Source organism: Marinobacter daepoensis DSM 16072 (assembly GCF_000421165.1).
GTDB lineage: Bacteria > Pseudomonadota > Gammaproteobacteria > Pseudomonadales > Oleiphilaceae > Marinobacter > Marinobacter daepoensis.
In genome coordinates, this window is the sequence record NZ_ATWI01000009.1 from 468,560 (window position 1) to 485,727 (window position 17,168).

Below are 17,168 nucleotides of genomic sequence, written 5' to 3' on the forward strand. Positions count from 1 at the left end.
TACGCAGTCCGGATGCACCTGCCTACCGCACAGAACGAAGTCGCTCCACAACATCCCTGATCTGTGAACAGGCAAAGACGATTTCATCTTCTGTCGTAAACCTGCCAAACGAAAATCTCAATGCCCGATGCGCCAGCTCATCGCTGACGCCAATGCCACGCAACACGTAAGATGGCTCCACCGTTGCCGACGCGCACGCCGACCCCGACGACACCGCTACCTGCCTAAGGCCAAGCATCAGCGACTCTGCCTCTACACCTTCGAACGACAGGTTGATCAGGCCAGGCACCCGATGATCCCGGCTACCATTGAAGTGAACCCCCTCCAGCCCTTCGAGCGCTTCCAAAAACCGGGACCGAAGCTGCTCAAGCCGCTCCATTTCAGACTCAAGACCTGCCCTGGCGAGTTCAAAGGCTTTGCCCATCCCGACAATCTGATGCGTTGCCAGCGTGCCTGAACGCATTCCACGCTCATGACCGCCCCCATGAATCTGGGCGGCGATGCGAACATCCGGTGCACGCCGAACATAGAGCGCCCCAATACCCTTGGGGCCGTATACCTTGTGACCGGAAAGCGAGAGCAGGTCAACATTCAACTCGGAAACATTCAGCGGACACTTACCTGCTGCCTGTGCGGCATCAACATGAAAAAGTACACCCCGACGGCGCAGCATGGCACCAATTGCCTGCGTATCAGTGATAGAACCAAGCTCGTTATTGACCATCATCAGACTAACCAGCACCGTATTGTCCCTAAGCGCCTGCTCCACCACCTCAGGCCTAAGTCGTCCATCGGCATCTGGCCTGAGCCAGGTAACGCCAACCCCTTTGTCTTCCAGCCATTTGCAGGTATCGACCACCGCCTTGTGCTCGATAATCGACGTAACGACATGGGGGCGATCGTGTAGCTCCACCACCCCTTTTATGGCGAGGTTATCTGACTCAGTTGCCCCGGATGTCCAGACAATCTCCCGAGGGTCAGCCTGAATCAGTTCCGCCACCTGGCGTCGGGCATTCTCAACAGCGGCCTCTGCCTGCCAGCCATAGCCATGGGAACGGGACGCGGGGTTACCGAACACCCCGTCAAGCGTGAGGCATTTCATCATTTCTTCAGCAACGGCCGGGTCAACGGGCGTCGTTGCCGCATAATCCAGATAGACGGGCTTTTTCATAGTCAAAGAGGTCGGGTTATCAGGCCGGAGCCTGGTCAGTCAGTCGTTGGGTATTAATGGTTTCCGGGTTTTCTTCGGAATGCTTGCGGTTCTGGCGATCAGCCACTTGGCGAATTTCATGCTTACGCATCAAATCACCCAGACTGATTTCACTCAGAAACTGATGGATCTGATCGCTAAGGTCGGACCACAGATGATGAGTCAGGCATTTCTCGCCGTTCTGACAATCGCCTTTGTTGCCACAGCGAGTAGTATCCAGAGATTCACTCACCGCATCGACAACGTCCGCCACGTAAACCTCATCGGCAGACCGACTGAGACGATACCCGCCCCCCGGCCCACGCACGCTGTCCACCAGGTTCTGGCGCCGCAACCGAGAAAAAAGCTGCTCTAGGTAAGAAAGGGAGATTTCCTGCCGGGTCGAGATATCCGCGAGGCTCACAGGCCCCTGCCCTGCGTGCAGAGCAAGATCCAGCATTGCCGTTACAGCATAGCGGCCTTTTGTGGTCAGCTTCATAACCTCAGCCCCAGTAATGGGATTGGATCCCGATTCACTGGAGCGAGTATGAATTGACCCACCAAAACAGTCAAGTATTCAGCCTCGCCCCTGCTCACCCGACTCTCCCGGCTCATCCGGCTCATCACGCACACAGTCGAAATCCTCATCGTGCAAACGAGGCAGCTCGCCATTCTGGTATTCGGCATTAACCTTGCGCAGCGCCTTGCACATGATTTCGATCCGGTCATCAACCGCATGCATATGATCCAGCAACGCCCGGACCGAGCGAGCGACCGGGTCAGGCATTTCCTCAGTGACGCCATACGCATCGAACCCCATGCGCTCTTCCATCTGCTTGCGCCGGACATCATCCTCGCCCTGGCGCTTAACAATCACTCGCCCGGGAATCCCCACCACGGTTGCCCCCGGAGGCACGGCCTTGGTCACCACCGAGTTGGAGCCAACTTTGGCCCCCTCACCCACCTCAAATGGCCCAAGAATCTTTGCGCCGGCACCCACAACCACGCCATTTCCGATGGTGGGGTGTCGCTTGCCTTTATTCCAGCTTGTGCCGCCCAGAGTAACCCCTTGATAGAGCGTAACGTCATCGCCGATCACCGTGGTTTCCCCAATAACCACTCCCATTCCGTGATCTATGAAGAAACGACGCCCGATCGAGGCACCCGGATGGATTTCGATACCGGTAAACCATCGCGCCAGAGTGGAGATGGTCCGGGCAAGCCACTTCAGCCCCAACCCCCAGAGCCAGTGGGAAAAACGATGCAACAACAGGGCGTGCAGCCCCGGATAGTTGGTCAGTACCTCGAAGGTGTTCCGGGCAGCCGGGTCCCGATGAAATACACTGTTTACATCTTCGCGTAAGCGCTCAAACATGATGTTATTCCTGTCCTTCATCGGCGACTCTGGCCGCCGTTGCCTTGCCTCTTACCCCTTCACGGGCACCTGCAGCCTTTTGCGCCGACGACAGCACCCCTCGAAGAATATTGATTTCCATCTGGTCCATCTGCGCCCGCTGAAAAAGCCGCCGCAACCGGGCCATCAGCTGCCTGGGGTTATCACGGCGATGAAAATCCACATCCTCCAGCATCTGTTCAAGATGGCCAAAGAAGCCTTCTACCTCATTCACGGTCGCCGGAGGAACATCCCAGCCGCGATCGCCAGGCACCAGCATGGCATCAAGGTAGGGGCTGCTTTCCTCCTCTTCAAGCCCCCTCAGGTAATGCATCCGCAGCTCATAACAGATCACCTGAACTGCCATAGCCAGATTCAGTGAACTGTAATCGGGGTTCGAAGGGATGTGGATGTGGTAATGGCAATGCTGCAACTCCTCATTGGAGAGCCCGCTGCTCTCCCGGCCGAACACCAGGGCAACCGGGCCACGACTGCTGTGTTCTGCAGCTGTCACGGCTGCCTGCGGAGGCGACACAACCGGCCACGGAACCTTGCGACCACGGGCACTGGTCCCCATGACCAGCACGCACTCTGACAAGGCCTCATCCAGTGTCGACACCACTTGCGCCCGATCCAGCACGTCAGCCGCAGAAGAAGCTCTCGCATAGGAGGCCTCATCCGGAAACGACGAAGGGTTAACAAGCCAAAGATTCCCCAGCCCCATATTCTTCATGGCGCGGGCCACGGCGCCTATGTTGCCCGAATGTGTCGTCTCAACGAGGACAATACGAATCTGGTCGTTGTAGGTATCGGTGCTTTCCAACGGCAACGCGGGCTTGTTCATGGTCATTAGGCCTGTTACTTCAAGAAACGTAGTGAAAGGAGCTGCATTATAACAGAATTCGGGGCCAATCCGCTTCCAGGATATCTCGCAACCCCATGACATCCGTGCTTTTGCTGAGCCAAAAAACATACAAGACGGGCCACTTTTTGCTATGATGGCCGGCCTTCACACACCCGGATAATGAACACTCAGATGCAACCAGCAATTAAAATGGCCCTGCGCGTCGCCCGCCAGGGTTCTGACTACCTGAAAGCCCATTTCGAGCGCCAGGAGCCTAACGGCAAGGACGAGTCCGAGCGTTATCGGCAACTGGAGCGCGTGGAGCGGTCAATCTACGACAACTTCACTGAGCAACTGGAAAAGGCCTACAAGGACCACGTCATCGCCCCAGCAGGCGAGGCCGATGCCGGTACCAACGAAAAAAGCTGGCACATTTTCCCGGTCCTGGGCCGTGACAACTTTGTCCGGGGCATTCCGGAGTTTGTCCTCGCCCTGGCCCAGAAGAGGAACAACCGCACAGAAAACCTCTTGCTGGTCAACCCGATCACCGGAGAAGAATATTCAGCGAGCCGCGGCCATGGCGCAGCCCTGAACAGCCGACGGGTGCGCACGTCCGATATCAAGGCCACATCACGGGCAGCCCTGGCGACCAACCTGCTGGATCAGTCACGGCAGGGTGACGACCCAATGATCTGGGGCGAGATGGCTGCCGTCCTGGCACGCGATACAGCAATGTTCCGCACTTCCGGCTGTGTCACGCTGGACATTGCCCGGGTTTCAGCCGGCCTGCTGGACGCCGTTGTGATCTTCCGGCCAGAGGCTGCCGATTACGACCTTGGCGTCACACTGGCTATGGAATCGGGCGCCCTCACCGGCGACTTTTCAGGCAACCCTGCTGCCGGCGCAGCGAAGCAGCTTGTCGTGGCCAACCCCAAGCTTTTCCGGGAACTGCTCAAAACGCTTCACCCATTCCGAGGCAGACTGCCACGGTAATAACCTGACCTGCCCGGATAAAAAAAACCGCCACTCCCAAAGGATGGCGGTTTTTTTATGCTCGCTCAAAAACCGGACTTACATCCGGTTCAGCCACTCAGGCGGCTGCTCTTCTTCCTCTTCTCCTGCCCCCTCTTTGGAAGGCACCATGAGGTCTTCGCGAGTCACCCCCATCACCATCAACATGTTCGCCGACACATAGATAGAGGAATAGGTACCCACGACCACACCGATAATCAGCGCAATGGCGAAGTTATTGATCGCCTCCCCGCCGAGAAAGTACAGCGCCAGCAACACAACCAACGTGGTACCAGAGGTGTTGATGGTTCGTGTTATGGTCTCATGGATTGACTGGTTAATGATGTCCCAGGGCTCACCCACTCGCATCTTACGGAAGTTCTCACGAATCCGGTCAGCGACCACGATCGTGTCATTCAGAGAGTAGCCAATGACCGCCAGCAATGCCGCCAGCACGGTCAGATCAAATGTCCACTGAAACAACGCGAAAACACCGAGCACGATAATCACATCGTGGGCCAGCGGAATCACCGAGGCAATGCCAAACTTGAACTGGAAGCGCATGCCGACATAAATCAACACTACCGCAAGCGCAATCAGCAACCCAAGCCCGCTGTCCTCTTTCAGTTCCTCACCAACCTGAGAGCCGACAAACTCAGAACTGACCAGTTCAAGCTCATTGCCACTACCGGCAAGTGCCGCAGCAACGTCCGCCGCCAACTGATCGTTGCCCGCCTCGGCCATACGAATCAGGACCGTGGTGTCAGCGCCGAAATTCTGGACAGCAAATTGCTCGTATCCGGCTTCGGTCAACGTACTTCGGATGCCATCCAGGCTTGGCGCTTCGGCGTACTCCAGCTCAACCGACGTCCCCCCGGTAAAATCCATCCCCAGATTGAGCCCGCGAACCGCCAACAGCGCGATGGAGGCGACCACCAGGAAAATAGAAACTACGGAAGCAACCTTCCGCAACCCCATGAAATCAAACGGTTGCTTTTCCATATCAGGCATTTTTAAGCTTCCCCCCGATCGACAGTGTTTCAACCCGGCGACCACCATAGACAAGGTTCACGATGCTGCGACTGACCATCAGCCCTGAGAACATGGACGTCAGAATACCGATACACAGAGTAACGGCGAAGCCCTTGACCGGCCCCGAGCCCATGGCAAACAGAATAACGGCCACCAGCAGGGTTGTGATATTCGCATCGAAGATTGAGACAAACGCCCGTCCGTATCCGGCGTTAATAGCACTCTGGGGAGGCGCACCAGATTTTAGCTCCTCTTTTATACGCTCAAAGATCAGGACGTTCGCATCTACAGCCATACCAACCGTAAGTACAATACCGGCAATGCCCGGGAGGGTCAGGGTTGCAGACAGAATGGACATGCACGCCACCAACAGCATCAGGTTGAGCGTTAGCGACACATTGGCAATAAGCCCAAAGCCCCGATAGAAAATCAGCATGTACAGCAGCACCAGGCCAAAGCCCAGCAACACAGACATCATGCCGGCATCAATATTTTTCTGCCCCAGGCTTGGCCCTATGGTGCGCTCCTGAACGAAGTACATCGGAGCTGCCAACGCCCCTGCCCGCAGCAGGAGAGCAAGCTCAGAGGCTTCAGGGATAGAATCGAGCCCGGTAATACGGAAACTGCTACCCAAGGCCGACTGCACCGTCGCCAGACTGATAATGCCCTTCTCGACCACCCGTTTTTCCGTTTCCTGGATCTCTCCATTCACTTCGCGAGTATCGGTCTCGGTGCGGTATTCAATAAACAGAACCGCCATCCGACGACCAATGCTATTGCGGGTAGCCCGATTCATCAGGTCACCACCCACAGAGTCCATGGTGATGTTGACCTGGGGCTGACCGTTTTCATCAAATGCCTGCTGGGCATTGGCGACATTATTGCCTGTGGCAATCACGTCACGCTCAAGCCGGGCGGTGCGCTGAGCATTGTCGCGGAACGAAAACTGCTCAGTTTCAGCAGACGCTGCATCCTGACGAGCCTCCATACGGAACTCAAGGTTAGCAGTAGCCCCCAGAACTCGTTTCGCCTGCGCAGTATCCTGAACGCCGGGCAACTCAACAATGATGCGATCGGCTCCCTGGCGCTGAACCAATGGCTCCGCCACCCCCAACTCATTTACCCGGTTACGGATGGTCGTCAGGTTCTGCTCCAGCGCGTATTCCTGGATATTCCGGATTTCGGCTTCGGCCAGAGACAACGTCAGCAGAAATTCGCCCCCTTCCGCGCTCTCGTCTAGCAGAAATTCGTTGTACTGATCGCGAACCAGCTGAAATGCCTCAGTACGGGATGCCTCATCGCGGAAGCTCAGCACAATGCGGGTCTGGCTCTCAATATCCCCACCCCGGTAGCGAATACGCTCATCACGAAGGTCACGCTTGATCTGGCCAGACAAAGCCTCCAGCCGCTGATTGAGTGCCGTTTCCATATCCACTTCCAGCAGGAAGTGAACCCCACCCCGCAAGTCGAGACCCAGCTTCATCGGGCCTGCTCCCAGGCTACGCAGCCAGCCAGGGGTAGACGGCGCCATATTCAGCGCCACGAGATATTCATTACCAAGCGCTGCCTGGACGGCCGGACGAGCCCGCAACTGATCATCGGAACCGTTGAGACGAATCAGGGCATCGCGGTCTTCCAGAATACTGGACTTGACTTCAATACCTTCCCGTTCGAGCTTCGCCAGGGCACGATCAAGCACACGCTGATCAATTTCCGTGCTGCCGCGGGCACCGGTAATCTGGACGGCATAATCATCGGGAAAGAAATTCGGTAGAGCGTATATAAAACCGATCACCAGCGCGAACACGATGATCAGGTTTTTCCAGAGAGGATACTTGTTCAGCATGAGAATCCTTCGAGCCGGCAGACTCGCCGGTCTTGGTGTTTCAGGCAGTCAGAAAAAGAACAGGCGCATCAAGGATGCGCCCGGGAAACAGCTCAGATGTCCTTGAGAGTGCCTTTAGGCAACGCAGCCGCAACGGCCACTTTCTGAATTCTGATCTCTACGTTGTCAGACACTTCCAGAACAATGAAGTCGTCGGTTACTTTGGTGATCCGGCCAGCGACACCGCCAGAGGTCACCACTTCATCACCTTTGTTCAGCCCGGACATCAGAGCCTTATGCTCTTTCGCGCGCTTGGACTGAGGACGCCAGATCAGGAAATAGAAAATCAGGATGAAGCCGGCGAAGAAGATGATCTGACCCATCACGCTCATGCCCTGAGCGCCAGCTTCCTGAGCCGAAGCCAGAGCAGGCATCAGAGACAGCAGGCCAGCAATGAGCAATTTGACTGATTTCATTCAGGTTCTCCGTTTATTGACTGATTTAGAGCAAAATTTGTTCAGGAAACGCCCAGTGGCGGCACAGTTTCGCCACGTAAGGCATAGAATTCGCTTACAAAGTCCGACAATGTACCTGCTTCAATGGCCCCACGCAATCCACTCATCAGGTTCTGGTAAAACCTGAGGTTATGGATGGTATTCAGCTGTGAACCAAGCATTTCCCCACACTTATCAAGGTGATGCAGATAACTCTTCGAAAAGTTCTTGCAGGTATAACAGTCGCAGCGCTCATCCAGTGGCCCGGTATCGTGGCGATTCTTTGCATTGCGGATTTTGACAATTCCGGTCGACGTGAACAGATACCCATTACGGGCATTCCGGGTTGGCATCACGCAATCGAACATATCAACGCCTCGGCGCACGGCCTCAACGATATCCTCCGGACGGCCAACGCCCATAAGATACCGGGGCTTATCTTCCGGCATTTTCGGGGGCAAATGGTCGAGAATCCGAATCATGTCTTCCTTTGGCTCACCCACTGAAAGACCGCCAATCGCGTAACCATCAAATCCGATGCTTTTGAGCCCCTCAAGCGACTGATCCCGCAGTGGCTCGTACATCCCGCCCTGAACAATCCCAAACAGTGCCGCAGGATTCCCTTCATGAGCCTTCTTGCTTCGCTCCGCCCAGCGAAGTGAGAGCTCCATGGACTCTCTGGCCTGTTTTTCCGTCGCCGGGTATGGCGTGCACTCATCAAAGATCATGACAATGTCTGAGCCGAGATCACGCTGAACTCCGATTGCAATCTCCGGAGACAATTCTACTTTCGAGCCATCGACCGGCGAACGAAAGGTCACCCCCTTCTCGGTAATCTTTCGCATCTCACCAAGACTGAACACCTGAAACCCGCCGGAATCCGTCAGAATGGGGCCGTGCCACTGGGTAAAATCGTGCAGATCGCCATGCGCCTTAACCACCTCAGTACCGGGACGGAGCATCAGGTGAAAGGTGTTCCCCAAAATAATGTGAGCACCAATTTCCTTGATGTCTCTTGGCAACATGCCTTTCACCGTACCGTAGGTACCAACCGGCATGAACGCTGGCGTCTCGACAACACCGCGAGGAAATGTCAGCCGGCCACGCCGGGCCTTGCCATCCTCTCCGAGTTTTTCGAACGACATAAAACAGGATTCACTCACAGGGATTCTCCACGGGATTCGGTTTGACATTGCTCAGCGGCATCCGCTCCCAGCATCATTCCCCGACTGGGCTCCTGAGCGGTGAGAAACATGGCATCACCATAACTGAAGAAGCGGTATTTCTGATCCACCGCCTCCCGGTAGGCCGACATGATATTGCTATAGCCGGCAAATGCACTGACCAGCATAATCAGAGTTGATTCCGGCAAATGAAAATTCGTGATCATGGCGTCTACGGTCTGGAAGCGATAACCAGGGTAGATAAAAATATCGGTTTCACCACGAAATTCACTGAGGCGCCCCGCCCGGCTTGCCGACTCCAGAGAGCGGACAGAGGTCGTGCCAACAGCAACCACCCGCCCCCCTCTGGCGCGCGCCCGACCAACGGCCTCAACGGTCTCCACCGGTACGTGGGCAATCTCACTGTGCATGACGTGATCTTCGATTCGGTCGACCCGGACCGGCTGAAATGTGCCCGCCCCCACATGCAGTGTGACGTAGGCAAATTCAACGCCATTGGCTTCAAGTGCCGCCAGCACCTCGTCATCAAAATGCAGCCCGGCAGTGGGCGCAGCCACCGCACCCGCTTCTTTTGCGTAGACCGTCTGATAACGCTCACGATCTGACCGCTCATCGTCCCGTTCCATATAGGGCGGCAAGGGCATGTGCCCAATCCGCTCAAGCACGTCCAGAAACGGGCCGTCGCCTTCGTATTCGAAACGGAACAAGGCATCTTCCCGGCCAGTCATGCGAAGCGCGCTGCCATCTTCAAGCAACAGGCGCTGCCCTTCTCTGGGAGATTTCGATGAGCGGGTGTGCGCCAGAAGCTCGCGCTCACCAAGCAGGCGCTCAATCAGCACTTCCACCTTGCCACCGGTTTCCTTCTGACCGAACAGGCGCGCAGGGATTACCCGGGTATTATTAAACACCAGCAAATCGCCAGGCTGCAGCAGCCCCTGAAGGTCTTTGAAGGTCTGGTGATGCGTCTGGCCGGATAGGCCATTCAGACAGAGCAGGCGCGAGGCGCTGCGTTCTTTCAGCGGATAACGGGCGATAAGCTCGTCCGGCAGATCAAAATGAAAATCGGAGACGTTCATGGGCCGGGCTATTCACGATGCCGCAGGTTGCGGCCTATAAGTGGTAGCGGCGGGCGGACTCGAACCGCCACGGGTTTTACCCCAACGGATTTTGAATCCGTCGTGTCTACCAATTTCACCACGCCGCCATCGGAGAGTGGAAGGGATTATACTGAGCCAGAGCCTGAAATCAACAAGCCAGCGGCAAAAATCGCTCGCTGGCACAATCAATTACAGCCGATCGAACAAGGACAGCTGAGAAACCTGCGCAAAAGACTGTTGCGCAGCCTGCAATACAAAGCTCTGAAAGCTCAGATTGCTGATAGCCTCTGCGTAGTCCACGTCCTGAAGCTGGGAGCGGATTTCCTGAGTGTACAAACCGGAATCATCCAGAAAGGCCGTGGTTGATTCTACCGCATTCATACGGCCGCCCAGTTCGGTCTGCTTAAGGATGATGGATTCCTGAGCGTTATCCAGATTGATCAGCGACTCGGCGACCAGAGCATCGTATGCCGCACGGCTCTTGGGGTCCGTTTTTGAGAGACTGTCCAGGCCATCTATCAGGTTCTCGATGGTCCCAAACACGGATTGTTTGTCGCTCACGCCCAGCGTGAAGGTATCACCATCCTGTGCGTTATTGAGGGTCATCCGAACCCCCGCCACCTGAAACTCCTCCCCCACCACTGCTCCGGCCGGCTCCACCGTTAAAGGATAGGTGGTTCCGTCCCGGGTATAGGAAGCTGTTATTTCCAGGTCGCCCGCTGCGTTAGCCGTTACCGTCAGGTCAAAATCATCCGGCGCTCGCGGGCCGAAGGCGTTAGTCAGGTCCGTGGGCGCGATCAACTCCAGATCCGACACAAATCCGTCCGCAGAGGTGGTTCCTTTGGCAGAAACAGCCTTCGGAACATCCACAAAGATGCCTTTTCCATGGTCACTGATGGCAACCGTTACACCGTCGTCAATTTCGAGTTCCCGCTGGCCCTCGTCCCCCTGATAGATCCAGTTACCTTCATCATTCTTTGCAAACGCTGGCGTACTGCCCTGATATCCACTGAAAATATATTCACCGGAGGCATCGCGTGTATTGGCGATATTGGCCAACTGGTCCAGACGTTCTTTCAGCTCCTCCGAGATAGACTGGCGGTCATTGGCTGACAATGTTCCGTTGCCAGCCTGCACTGTCAGTTCCCGGACCCGCTGAAGGAGATCCACGGCACTGGCCAGCGTACTCTCCTCCTGCTTGAGCCGGTTATCAGCCAGATCAGCGTTTCGACCATAGGTCTCAATACGCTTCAGCTCTTGATCAAGCTTCAGGATCCGCGCCGCAGCAACCGGATCATCAGAAGGCTTGTTGACCTTTTTACCGGTGGAAATCTGCTGCTGGGTATTCACCAGATTACTGCTGATGTCCTGAAGCCGATTAATTCCCCCGGAAAAAATCTGCTGTGATGAAATTCTGATCATGAAACATCACCTCGACTTAGCGAAAACTCTGCAACAGTGTATTGAAAAGATCCTGCGCCACCGACATCACCTGAGCCGAAGCGTTGTAGGCGGCCTGGTACTGAATCAACTTTCCGGCTTCTTCATCCAGGTTCACGCCCGACATGGACTCCCTCTGGTTAACCGACTGCTCCAGCAGTGTCGCGCTGGCCTCTTTATCCATCTGGCTTTGACGAGTTTTCACACCGATATCCTCGACCAGCCCGGCATACCCCTCTGTAAAGTTCTGGGAACCACCGTTAAGCGTGTTCTTCGTTCCCAGGCCAGCGAGCAACTCGGCATTACGGTTGTCAGAGACACCGTTCTTGTTGAAATCGATGGTAAACACATCGCCATCGGCGGGCTCTCCCGTCATTTCGAACACATAACCACGGTACTGCCCATTGGCTTCGTCTTCTGGCCGGGAACTGAAAATCTGATTGATCTTCTGGGGATCGTAGGTATCCGCCACCCCGTCACCATCGTTGTCCACCATGGTACTGTCGAACAGCACCCCGCTATCGTTCGAGACGACGTAGCCGATATTACCGGCCCCGTCGTTGCTGAACGTAACGGTTACAGGCCCATCCGGAAATTGCCCGGCTCCCTGAAAGTCATCCAGCAACGCACCGGTATTGGGGTTCCGGACATTCAGCATGTCGCCCTGGTTGATCGTCGCAGTTCCCAGATTACTGTCATTCGCCGCGGTACGGATAGGGCTTGCGAAGGCAAGATCTTCCTCTCGACGAATGTTGAGGTTCATACTGTCAGCCGCATTCCGGCCTGGCTGAATCAGGTATTTGTCGCCGGGATTGAACTCACCGCCTTCCACCCGGATATTGAACCCGGGCATATTGATTTCAGACTGAACCGGGTCTGGTAACCGCCCTTGCCTCACCGTCTCGCCAGTCATGGAATCGATCAGCTCGTAGCTGCGCCCATCGCCCGAGAACTGAAGCTCCCAGGACCCGGCCGGCAATAGCGAACTGTCGGTAATTTCCACCGCAAGCTGACCGGTGGTGTTGCGATTGTTGTTACCGTTTGGCACCACCCGGCTTCGCTGCAGTTCGAGAGCATTGACGTCGGTAAAGAAGCTGCCTCCCAGGTCGCCCTCAAGATCCATCCCAATCTCATGCTGGTGATTCATGGCAGAAGATATGGCTATGGCCAACCGGCCCAGTTCGTCGAACGCCGGCTTCAGAGCCAGCTCATCAAACGCCCGTAAACCACCGAGCTTACCGCCCTGAATCTGCTCATCCACCAGCAGTGTCCGGCCACCGGTGGTCAGGGTGAATTCCAGCCGGGTCGGGTCCTGGGCGCTGGACCGGGTTGCGAATTCTGACGCATTCGCACCGGTAACCAGAGACAGACCGTTGGCCAGCGATACGTTAACCTGACTGCCTTCCACCTCGGTCACACGGATGCTCACCAACTCCGACAACTGGCGAAGCTTTTCATCTCGCTGATCCATCAGCTCCAGAGGCATCTTGCCCTGAGCCACACCCGGCGATTCCGAAATAGCCAGGTTCAGGTCAGCGATGCTCTTGAGCAAAGTATTGACGTCGTTAACGCCTTGCTGCATCTGGGTTTTAACGGATTCTCGCTGCTGGATGAATTCCTGGTTCAGTCCCTGAAACCGATTCACCAACTGCTGCGCCTCACTCAGCACCAGTTGCCTTTGCGGCAAAGACGTTGGGTCCTCAGCCGCATTCTGCAGGGCAGAAAAGAAGTTATTCAGAGCGTTGTTCAGCCCTGTGTCCTCGCCCCCCAACAGATTGTCGAGACGCGTCAATTCGGCATTGAAGGCGTTCTGTTCGCCAAACAACGTGCTGTCTTCCCGCAGCTGCTGGTTGAGGTAGGCATCCGCCAACCGGCGGATGTTCGAAATTGAAACGCCGCTGCCAATGGTACCCGCACCGGTGCGCCGGCCGTCCTGAGTCTCAAACTGAACCTCCTGGCGACTGTAGCCAGGCGTGTTCGCATTGGTAATATTGTTAGCCGTGGTGTTCAGCGCGGTCTGATGGCCCAACACGCCACTCAGACCAATACCAATCAGGCCCGCCATGATCTGTTACTCCTTGGTCTGGTCGCCGTTCATCGTCAGCGTCATCAGAGAATCCCGATTCATGATTCGACGGATTTTGGCTCCGTACTCGGGATCAGTTGCATAACCCGCTTCCTGCAGCTTGTCGGCGAAGACCTCTGGCTGGCCCGCAGAAGACAGGACATCCCGATAGCGGGGGTTGCTCTGCAGGAAGTCGACATAATCCCGGAAGCTGGCCTCATAATCGGGGTAAGCACGGAAGTCCGCGCGCTCTTTCATGGCCACGCCACCCCGGAACTCCGTCGTGGTAATACCCACGGCATCGCCGTTCCACCGACCGTCCGCCTTGATGCCAAACAGATTGAAACTGGGCTGGCCCCCGTCGCCTTTGATCATGTGGCGGCCCCACCCTGTTTCCAGCGCGGCCTGAGCAATCATGACCTTCGGATCGATCCCGCTTTCATTGCCAATCCGCTCAGCAAACGGCATCAAAGAGGCGACAAAATGCTCGGGGGATTCAAATGCCTCAGGCAGCCGGGCCTGGGGCGGGCTCCCGGCCTTCCTGTCAACTCTGGCCACCACCTCATCCACCTCAGCCAACCGCTCCGGCAAGGTGCTGGAAATCGCCGGCAATCTGCGATCGTAATCCACAATGGAACGCTTGTGCCCTCCCAACGCCTCACCCGCCTGCGGCAGGTCTGGCACCTGCTTCCCAAGCTGGCGCACCAAGGCTTCCGCCAGCCCGGTACCCGACCCACCGGCCATGCTCAGGCTGACTTGGCTATCAAACATATCCCGATACAAGGCACTCTCATGGCTGTTCAGGTAATTGCCTTCCGCAAAGACCTCTCCGGCTTTTCGCATAGACTTCAGCATTTCCGACAGAAACAGGCTCTCAAACTGCTTTGCAACCTCTTCCAGCGCGGCCTGCTTGTCAGTGCGTGCCCGGGCTTTAAGGGCGTTCAGACCACTGAAATCGGTGTAGACCTGGGCTTGCTGTATCCGGGAATCCTGCATAGTCCCACCTAGATCACAATCAGCTCGGCACGCAATGCGCCGGCTTGTTTCAGGGCCTCCAGCACCGCCATGACATCACCCGGCGCCGCACCCACCTGATTCACCGCCTGAACAATCTCATTCAGGGTGGTTGCGGGGCCGAACTGGAACATGCGTGCAGGGTCTTCGGTGATCGCAATCTGGGTATTCTGCTGGACCGCCGTTTCGCCCTGAGCCAGTGGATTCGGTTGAACCACCTCCGGATTTTCCTGGATGGTGACGGTCAGGTTGCCATGGGTAATTGCGGCCGGGCTTACTTTCACATTCTGGCCTACCACAATGGTGCCAGTGCGACTGTTAATCACCACCCGGGCGGCTTCCTGTGCCGGATCAACTTCAATGTTCTCCAGAATGGACAGAAAGCTGACTCTCTGGGAAGGATCGCGGGGCGCTCTCACGGAAATGGAAGTGGCATCATGGGCATAAGCCATGTCTGGCCCAAGCCGATCGTTGATGGCCTCGACAACCCGGCGAGCCGTTGTAAAATCAGAGCGCTGGAGGTTAAACGTAATGGTGTCCCCCCGAGCAAACGGGGACTCAACCTCACGCTCTATCGTTGCGCCGTTGGGGATACGCCCAACGCTGGGCACGTTCACCGTAATTCGGGAACCATCCTGCCCCTGCGCACCAAAACCGCCTACCACCAGGCTGCCCTGAGCCATGGCGTAAACCTGCCCGTCTGCGCCTTTCAAAGGGGCCATCAGCAGGGTACCGCCACGCAGGCTGTCTGCATTACCGATTGAGGACACGGTAATATCAAGCTCCTGGCCAGCTTTCGCAAACGCCGGCAAGGTGGCACTGATCGTCACCGCCGCAACATTGGCCAGGTTCGGGTTCACACCATCTGGCAAGGTAATGCCAAACTGATTCATCATGTTCCGGAAGGTCTGGTTGGTGAATGGTGCCTTGTCACCAGTGCCATCAAGCCCCACCACCAGGCCATAACCAATCAGCTGGTTGTTGCGAACCCCCTTCACCTTGGCCAGGTCTTTCAGACGGTCAGCCATCGCCGGCGAAGCGACCATCGCCACCAGCAACATCACCGATATCAGTTTCCGGATCATAGCGGCCACCATTCACTGTTAAAGAAGCGCGCGAGCCAGCCCATCTGGTTGGCCTGATCGAAATCACCCGTGCCACCATAGGCAAACCGGGCATCCGCCACCCGGTTCGAAGCAACGGTATTATCGGGCTGAATGTCCTGAGGCCGGACCAGTCCGGTCATCCGGATATACTCGTCACCATTGGTGAGGGACAACCATTTTTCCCCTCGGACCCGAAGCACCCCATTAGGAAGCACTTCTATTACCGTCACGGTGATACTGCCCGCCAGGCTGTTGCTCTGGTCTGCCTCGGCTGAGCCTTCGAAATCCCGCTCATAGTTCACCGACGTATTCAGGCCGATGTTGTTCTTGCCAAACAGGTTGGGCTCCGGGAGGCTCAGTTCCTGATCCTTGGTGATAGACGTCTCCGCGTTTTTGCTCGCGCTCGTGGACTCCTGCAGCAAGACCGTCAGCACATCGCCCACGTTCAGAGCTTTGGTGTCGCCATACAGATTGTAGTTTCGGGATACCTGATAGATGGCTCCGGAATCCGGGTCTCGCTGCATCATCGAATGTGCGCGAACCGGCGCATACGCAGGATCATCCGGCACCGCCCGTGGGCGGGTCATTGCGGTGCATCCCTGCAGCACAATCAGCACACCCACAAGTGCCAGGGTGGCCAGCTTTTCAGTGCGTAACGTGCGTTGTATGCGTGTCATGGCTTAACCAATATTGTTGGTGATGAACTGAAGCATCTGGTCTGTGGTGGAGACCACTTTGGAGTTCATTTCATAGGCTCGCTGCGTTGTGATCATGTTCACCAGCTCCTCAACCACTTCCACGTTGGAGGACTCAATGGACCCCTGCTCAATGGTTCCGAGGCCGGCCAGCCCGGCTTCACCTTCTGCGGGATCACCACTGGCATTGGTTTGCTTGAACAAGTTGTTACCAATCGCCTGCAGCCCCTGCGGGTTGATAAAGTCCACGAGCGTGATCTGGCCCAGATTGATCGGCGCCGACTGGTCATCGGTAATTGCAGTAACCGTTCCGTCCTTGCCAATACTCAGATTGGTGGCGTTCTCCGGCACATTGATGTTGGGCTGCAGCGGAAACCCGTCCGGGGTGACGACATCACCATCGGCGTTGAGCTGGAACTGGCCGTCACGGGTATAAGCAATCTGACCATCCGGCAGCTCGATCTGGAAGAAACCCCGGCCATTAACCGCCATATCCAGAGGCTGCTCGGTAATCTGCAGATTGCCCTGACTGAACTGTTTTGCGGTGCCAACAATCCGGACCCCAGTGCCCAGCTGCAACCCGGAAGGCAACTGAGTGTTCTCGGTACTTTGCCCGCCTGGCTGCCGGTTAATCTGGTAGAGCAGATCCTGAAACACCGCCCGGTCCCGTTTGAACCCTGTGGTATTCACGTTCGCCAGGTTATTTGAGATCGTGGACATATTGGTGTCCTGAGCGCTCAACCCCGTTTTACTGACCCAAAGTGCTGGATGCATGCTTC

16 protein-coding genes and 1 tRNA gene are annotated in these 17,168 nt (G+C 56.2%); 1 reads left to right on the forward strand and 16 read right to left on the reverse strand.

Features of this window, described 5'->3' with window-relative positions; translation table 11 throughout:
• Window positions 1-22: 22 nt before the first annotated feature.
• From K325_RS0107625 to trmJ, 4 genes are all read right to left on the reverse strand, one after another.
• Window positions 23-1,171 carry an IscS subfamily cysteine desulfurase gene (locus tag K325_RS0107625; RefSeq protein WP_029653673.1) on the reverse strand — a complete coding sequence of 383 codons (1,149 nt, stop codon included), beginning with the start codon at window positions 1,169-1,171 and terminating at the stop codon, window positions 23-25.
• A 19-nt stretch (window positions 1,172-1,190) separates the two neighbouring features.
• Complete coding sequence (gene iscR / locus K325_RS0107630; RefSeq protein WP_029653674.1) at window positions 1,191-1,688, reverse strand: Fe-S cluster assembly transcriptional regulator IscR; 498 nt, start codon at window positions 1,686-1,688, stop codon at window positions 1,191-1,193.
• Window positions 1,689-1,766: 78 nt separating this feature from the next.
• Entirely contained in the window at window positions 1,767-2,564 is a 798-nt protein-coding gene (cysE, locus tag K325_RS0107635) for a serine O-acetyltransferase (RefSeq protein WP_029653675.1), read from the reverse strand.
• Window positions 2,565-2,568: 4 nt separating this feature from the next.
• A complete protein-coding gene (gene trmJ, locus K325_RS0107640; RefSeq protein ID WP_029653676.1) occupies window positions 2,569-3,426 on the reverse strand; it encodes a tRNA (cytosine(32)/uridine(32)-2'-O)-methyltransferase TrmJ in 858 nt (285 codons plus the stop codon).
• Between the two features lie 192 nt (window positions 3,427-3,618).
• Between trmJ and K325_RS0107645 the strand changes: the two genes are divergently transcribed.
• Window positions 3,619-4,419 carry an inositol monophosphatase family protein gene (locus K325_RS0107645; RefSeq protein WP_029653677.1) on the forward strand — a complete coding sequence of 267 codons (801 nt, stop codon included), beginning with the start codon at window positions 3,619-3,621 and terminating at the stop codon, window positions 4,417-4,419.
• 78 nt (window positions 4,420-4,497) lie between these two features.
• Here the strand turns inward: K325_RS0107645 and secF are convergent, their stop codons facing one another.
• From secF to flgG, 12 genes are all read right to left on the reverse strand, one after another.
• Complete coding sequence (gene secF, locus K325_RS0107650; protein WP_029653678.1) at window positions 4,498-5,448, reverse strand: protein translocase subunit SecF; 951 nt, start codon at window positions 5,446-5,448, stop codon at window positions 4,498-4,500.
• Entirely contained in the window at window positions 5,441-7,315 is a 1,875-nt protein-coding gene (gene secD, locus K325_RS0107655) for a protein translocase subunit SecD (RefSeq protein ID WP_029653680.1), read from the reverse strand. Before secD ends, secF begins: the two co-directional genes overlap by 8 nt.
• Window positions 7,316-7,407: 92 nt before the next feature.
• Window positions 7,408-7,770 carry a preprotein translocase subunit YajC gene (gene yajC, locus K325_RS0107660; RefSeq protein WP_029653681.1) on the reverse strand — a complete coding sequence of 121 codons (363 nt, stop codon included), beginning with the start codon at window positions 7,768-7,770 and terminating at the stop codon, window positions 7,408-7,410.
• 41 nt (window positions 7,771-7,811) lie between these two features.
• The gene (gene tgt / locus K325_RS0107665) at window positions 7,812-8,933 is read right to left on the reverse strand and encodes a tRNA guanosine(34) transglycosylase Tgt (protein WP_029653682.1); all 1,122 of its coding nucleotides are present in this window, start codon (window positions 8,931-8,933) and stop codon (window positions 7,812-7,814) included.
• 14 nt (window positions 8,934-8,947) lie between these two features.
• On the reverse strand, window positions 8,948-10,048 hold the full coding sequence (queA, locus tag K325_RS0107670) for a tRNA preQ1(34) S-adenosylmethionine ribosyltransferase-isomerase QueA (protein WP_029653684.1): 1,101 nt from the start codon (window positions 10,046-10,048) through the stop codon (window positions 8,948-8,950).
• A 41-nt stretch (window positions 10,049-10,089) separates the two neighbouring features.
• Window positions 10,090-10,176, reverse strand: a tRNA-Leu gene (locus tag K325_RS0107675).
• A gap of 82 nt (window positions 10,177-10,258) precedes the next feature.
• The gene (gene flgL / locus K325_RS0107680) at window positions 10,259-11,491 is read right to left on the reverse strand and encodes a flagellar hook-associated protein FlgL (RefSeq protein WP_029653685.1); all 1,233 of its coding nucleotides are present in this window, start codon (window positions 11,489-11,491) and stop codon (window positions 10,259-10,261) included.
• Between the two features lie 16 nt (window positions 11,492-11,507).
• Entirely contained in the window at window positions 11,508-13,574 is a 2,067-nt protein-coding gene (gene flgK, locus K325_RS0107685; RefSeq protein WP_029653686.1) for a flagellar hook-associated protein FlgK, read from the reverse strand.
• Between the two features lie 6 nt (window positions 13,575-13,580).
• Window positions 13,581-14,570, reverse strand: coding sequence for a flagellar assembly peptidoglycan hydrolase FlgJ (gene flgJ, locus K325_RS0107690; protein ID WP_029653687.1), 990 nt, complete (start codon window positions 14,568-14,570; stop codon window positions 13,581-13,583).
• Between the two features lie 8 nt (window positions 14,571-14,578).
• Window positions 14,579-15,673 (reverse strand): flagellar basal body P-ring protein FlgI, encoded by a 1,095-nt coding sequence (locus K325_RS0107695; RefSeq protein WP_029653688.1) that lies wholly within the window; start codon window positions 15,671-15,673, stop codon window positions 14,579-14,581.
• Window positions 15,670-16,371: a flagellar basal body L-ring protein FlgH gene (flgH, locus tag K325_RS0107700; RefSeq protein WP_029653689.1), complete on the reverse strand. Its 702-nt coding sequence runs from the start codon at window positions 16,369-16,371 to the stop codon at window positions 15,670-15,672. Before flgH ends, K325_RS0107695 begins: the two co-directional genes overlap by 4 nt.
• A gap of 3 nt (window positions 16,372-16,374) precedes the next feature.
• Entirely contained in the window at window positions 16,375-17,163 is a 789-nt protein-coding gene (flgG, locus tag K325_RS0107705) for a flagellar basal-body rod protein FlgG (RefSeq protein WP_029653690.1), read from the reverse strand.
• Window positions 17,164-17,168 lie beyond the last annotated feature (5 nt).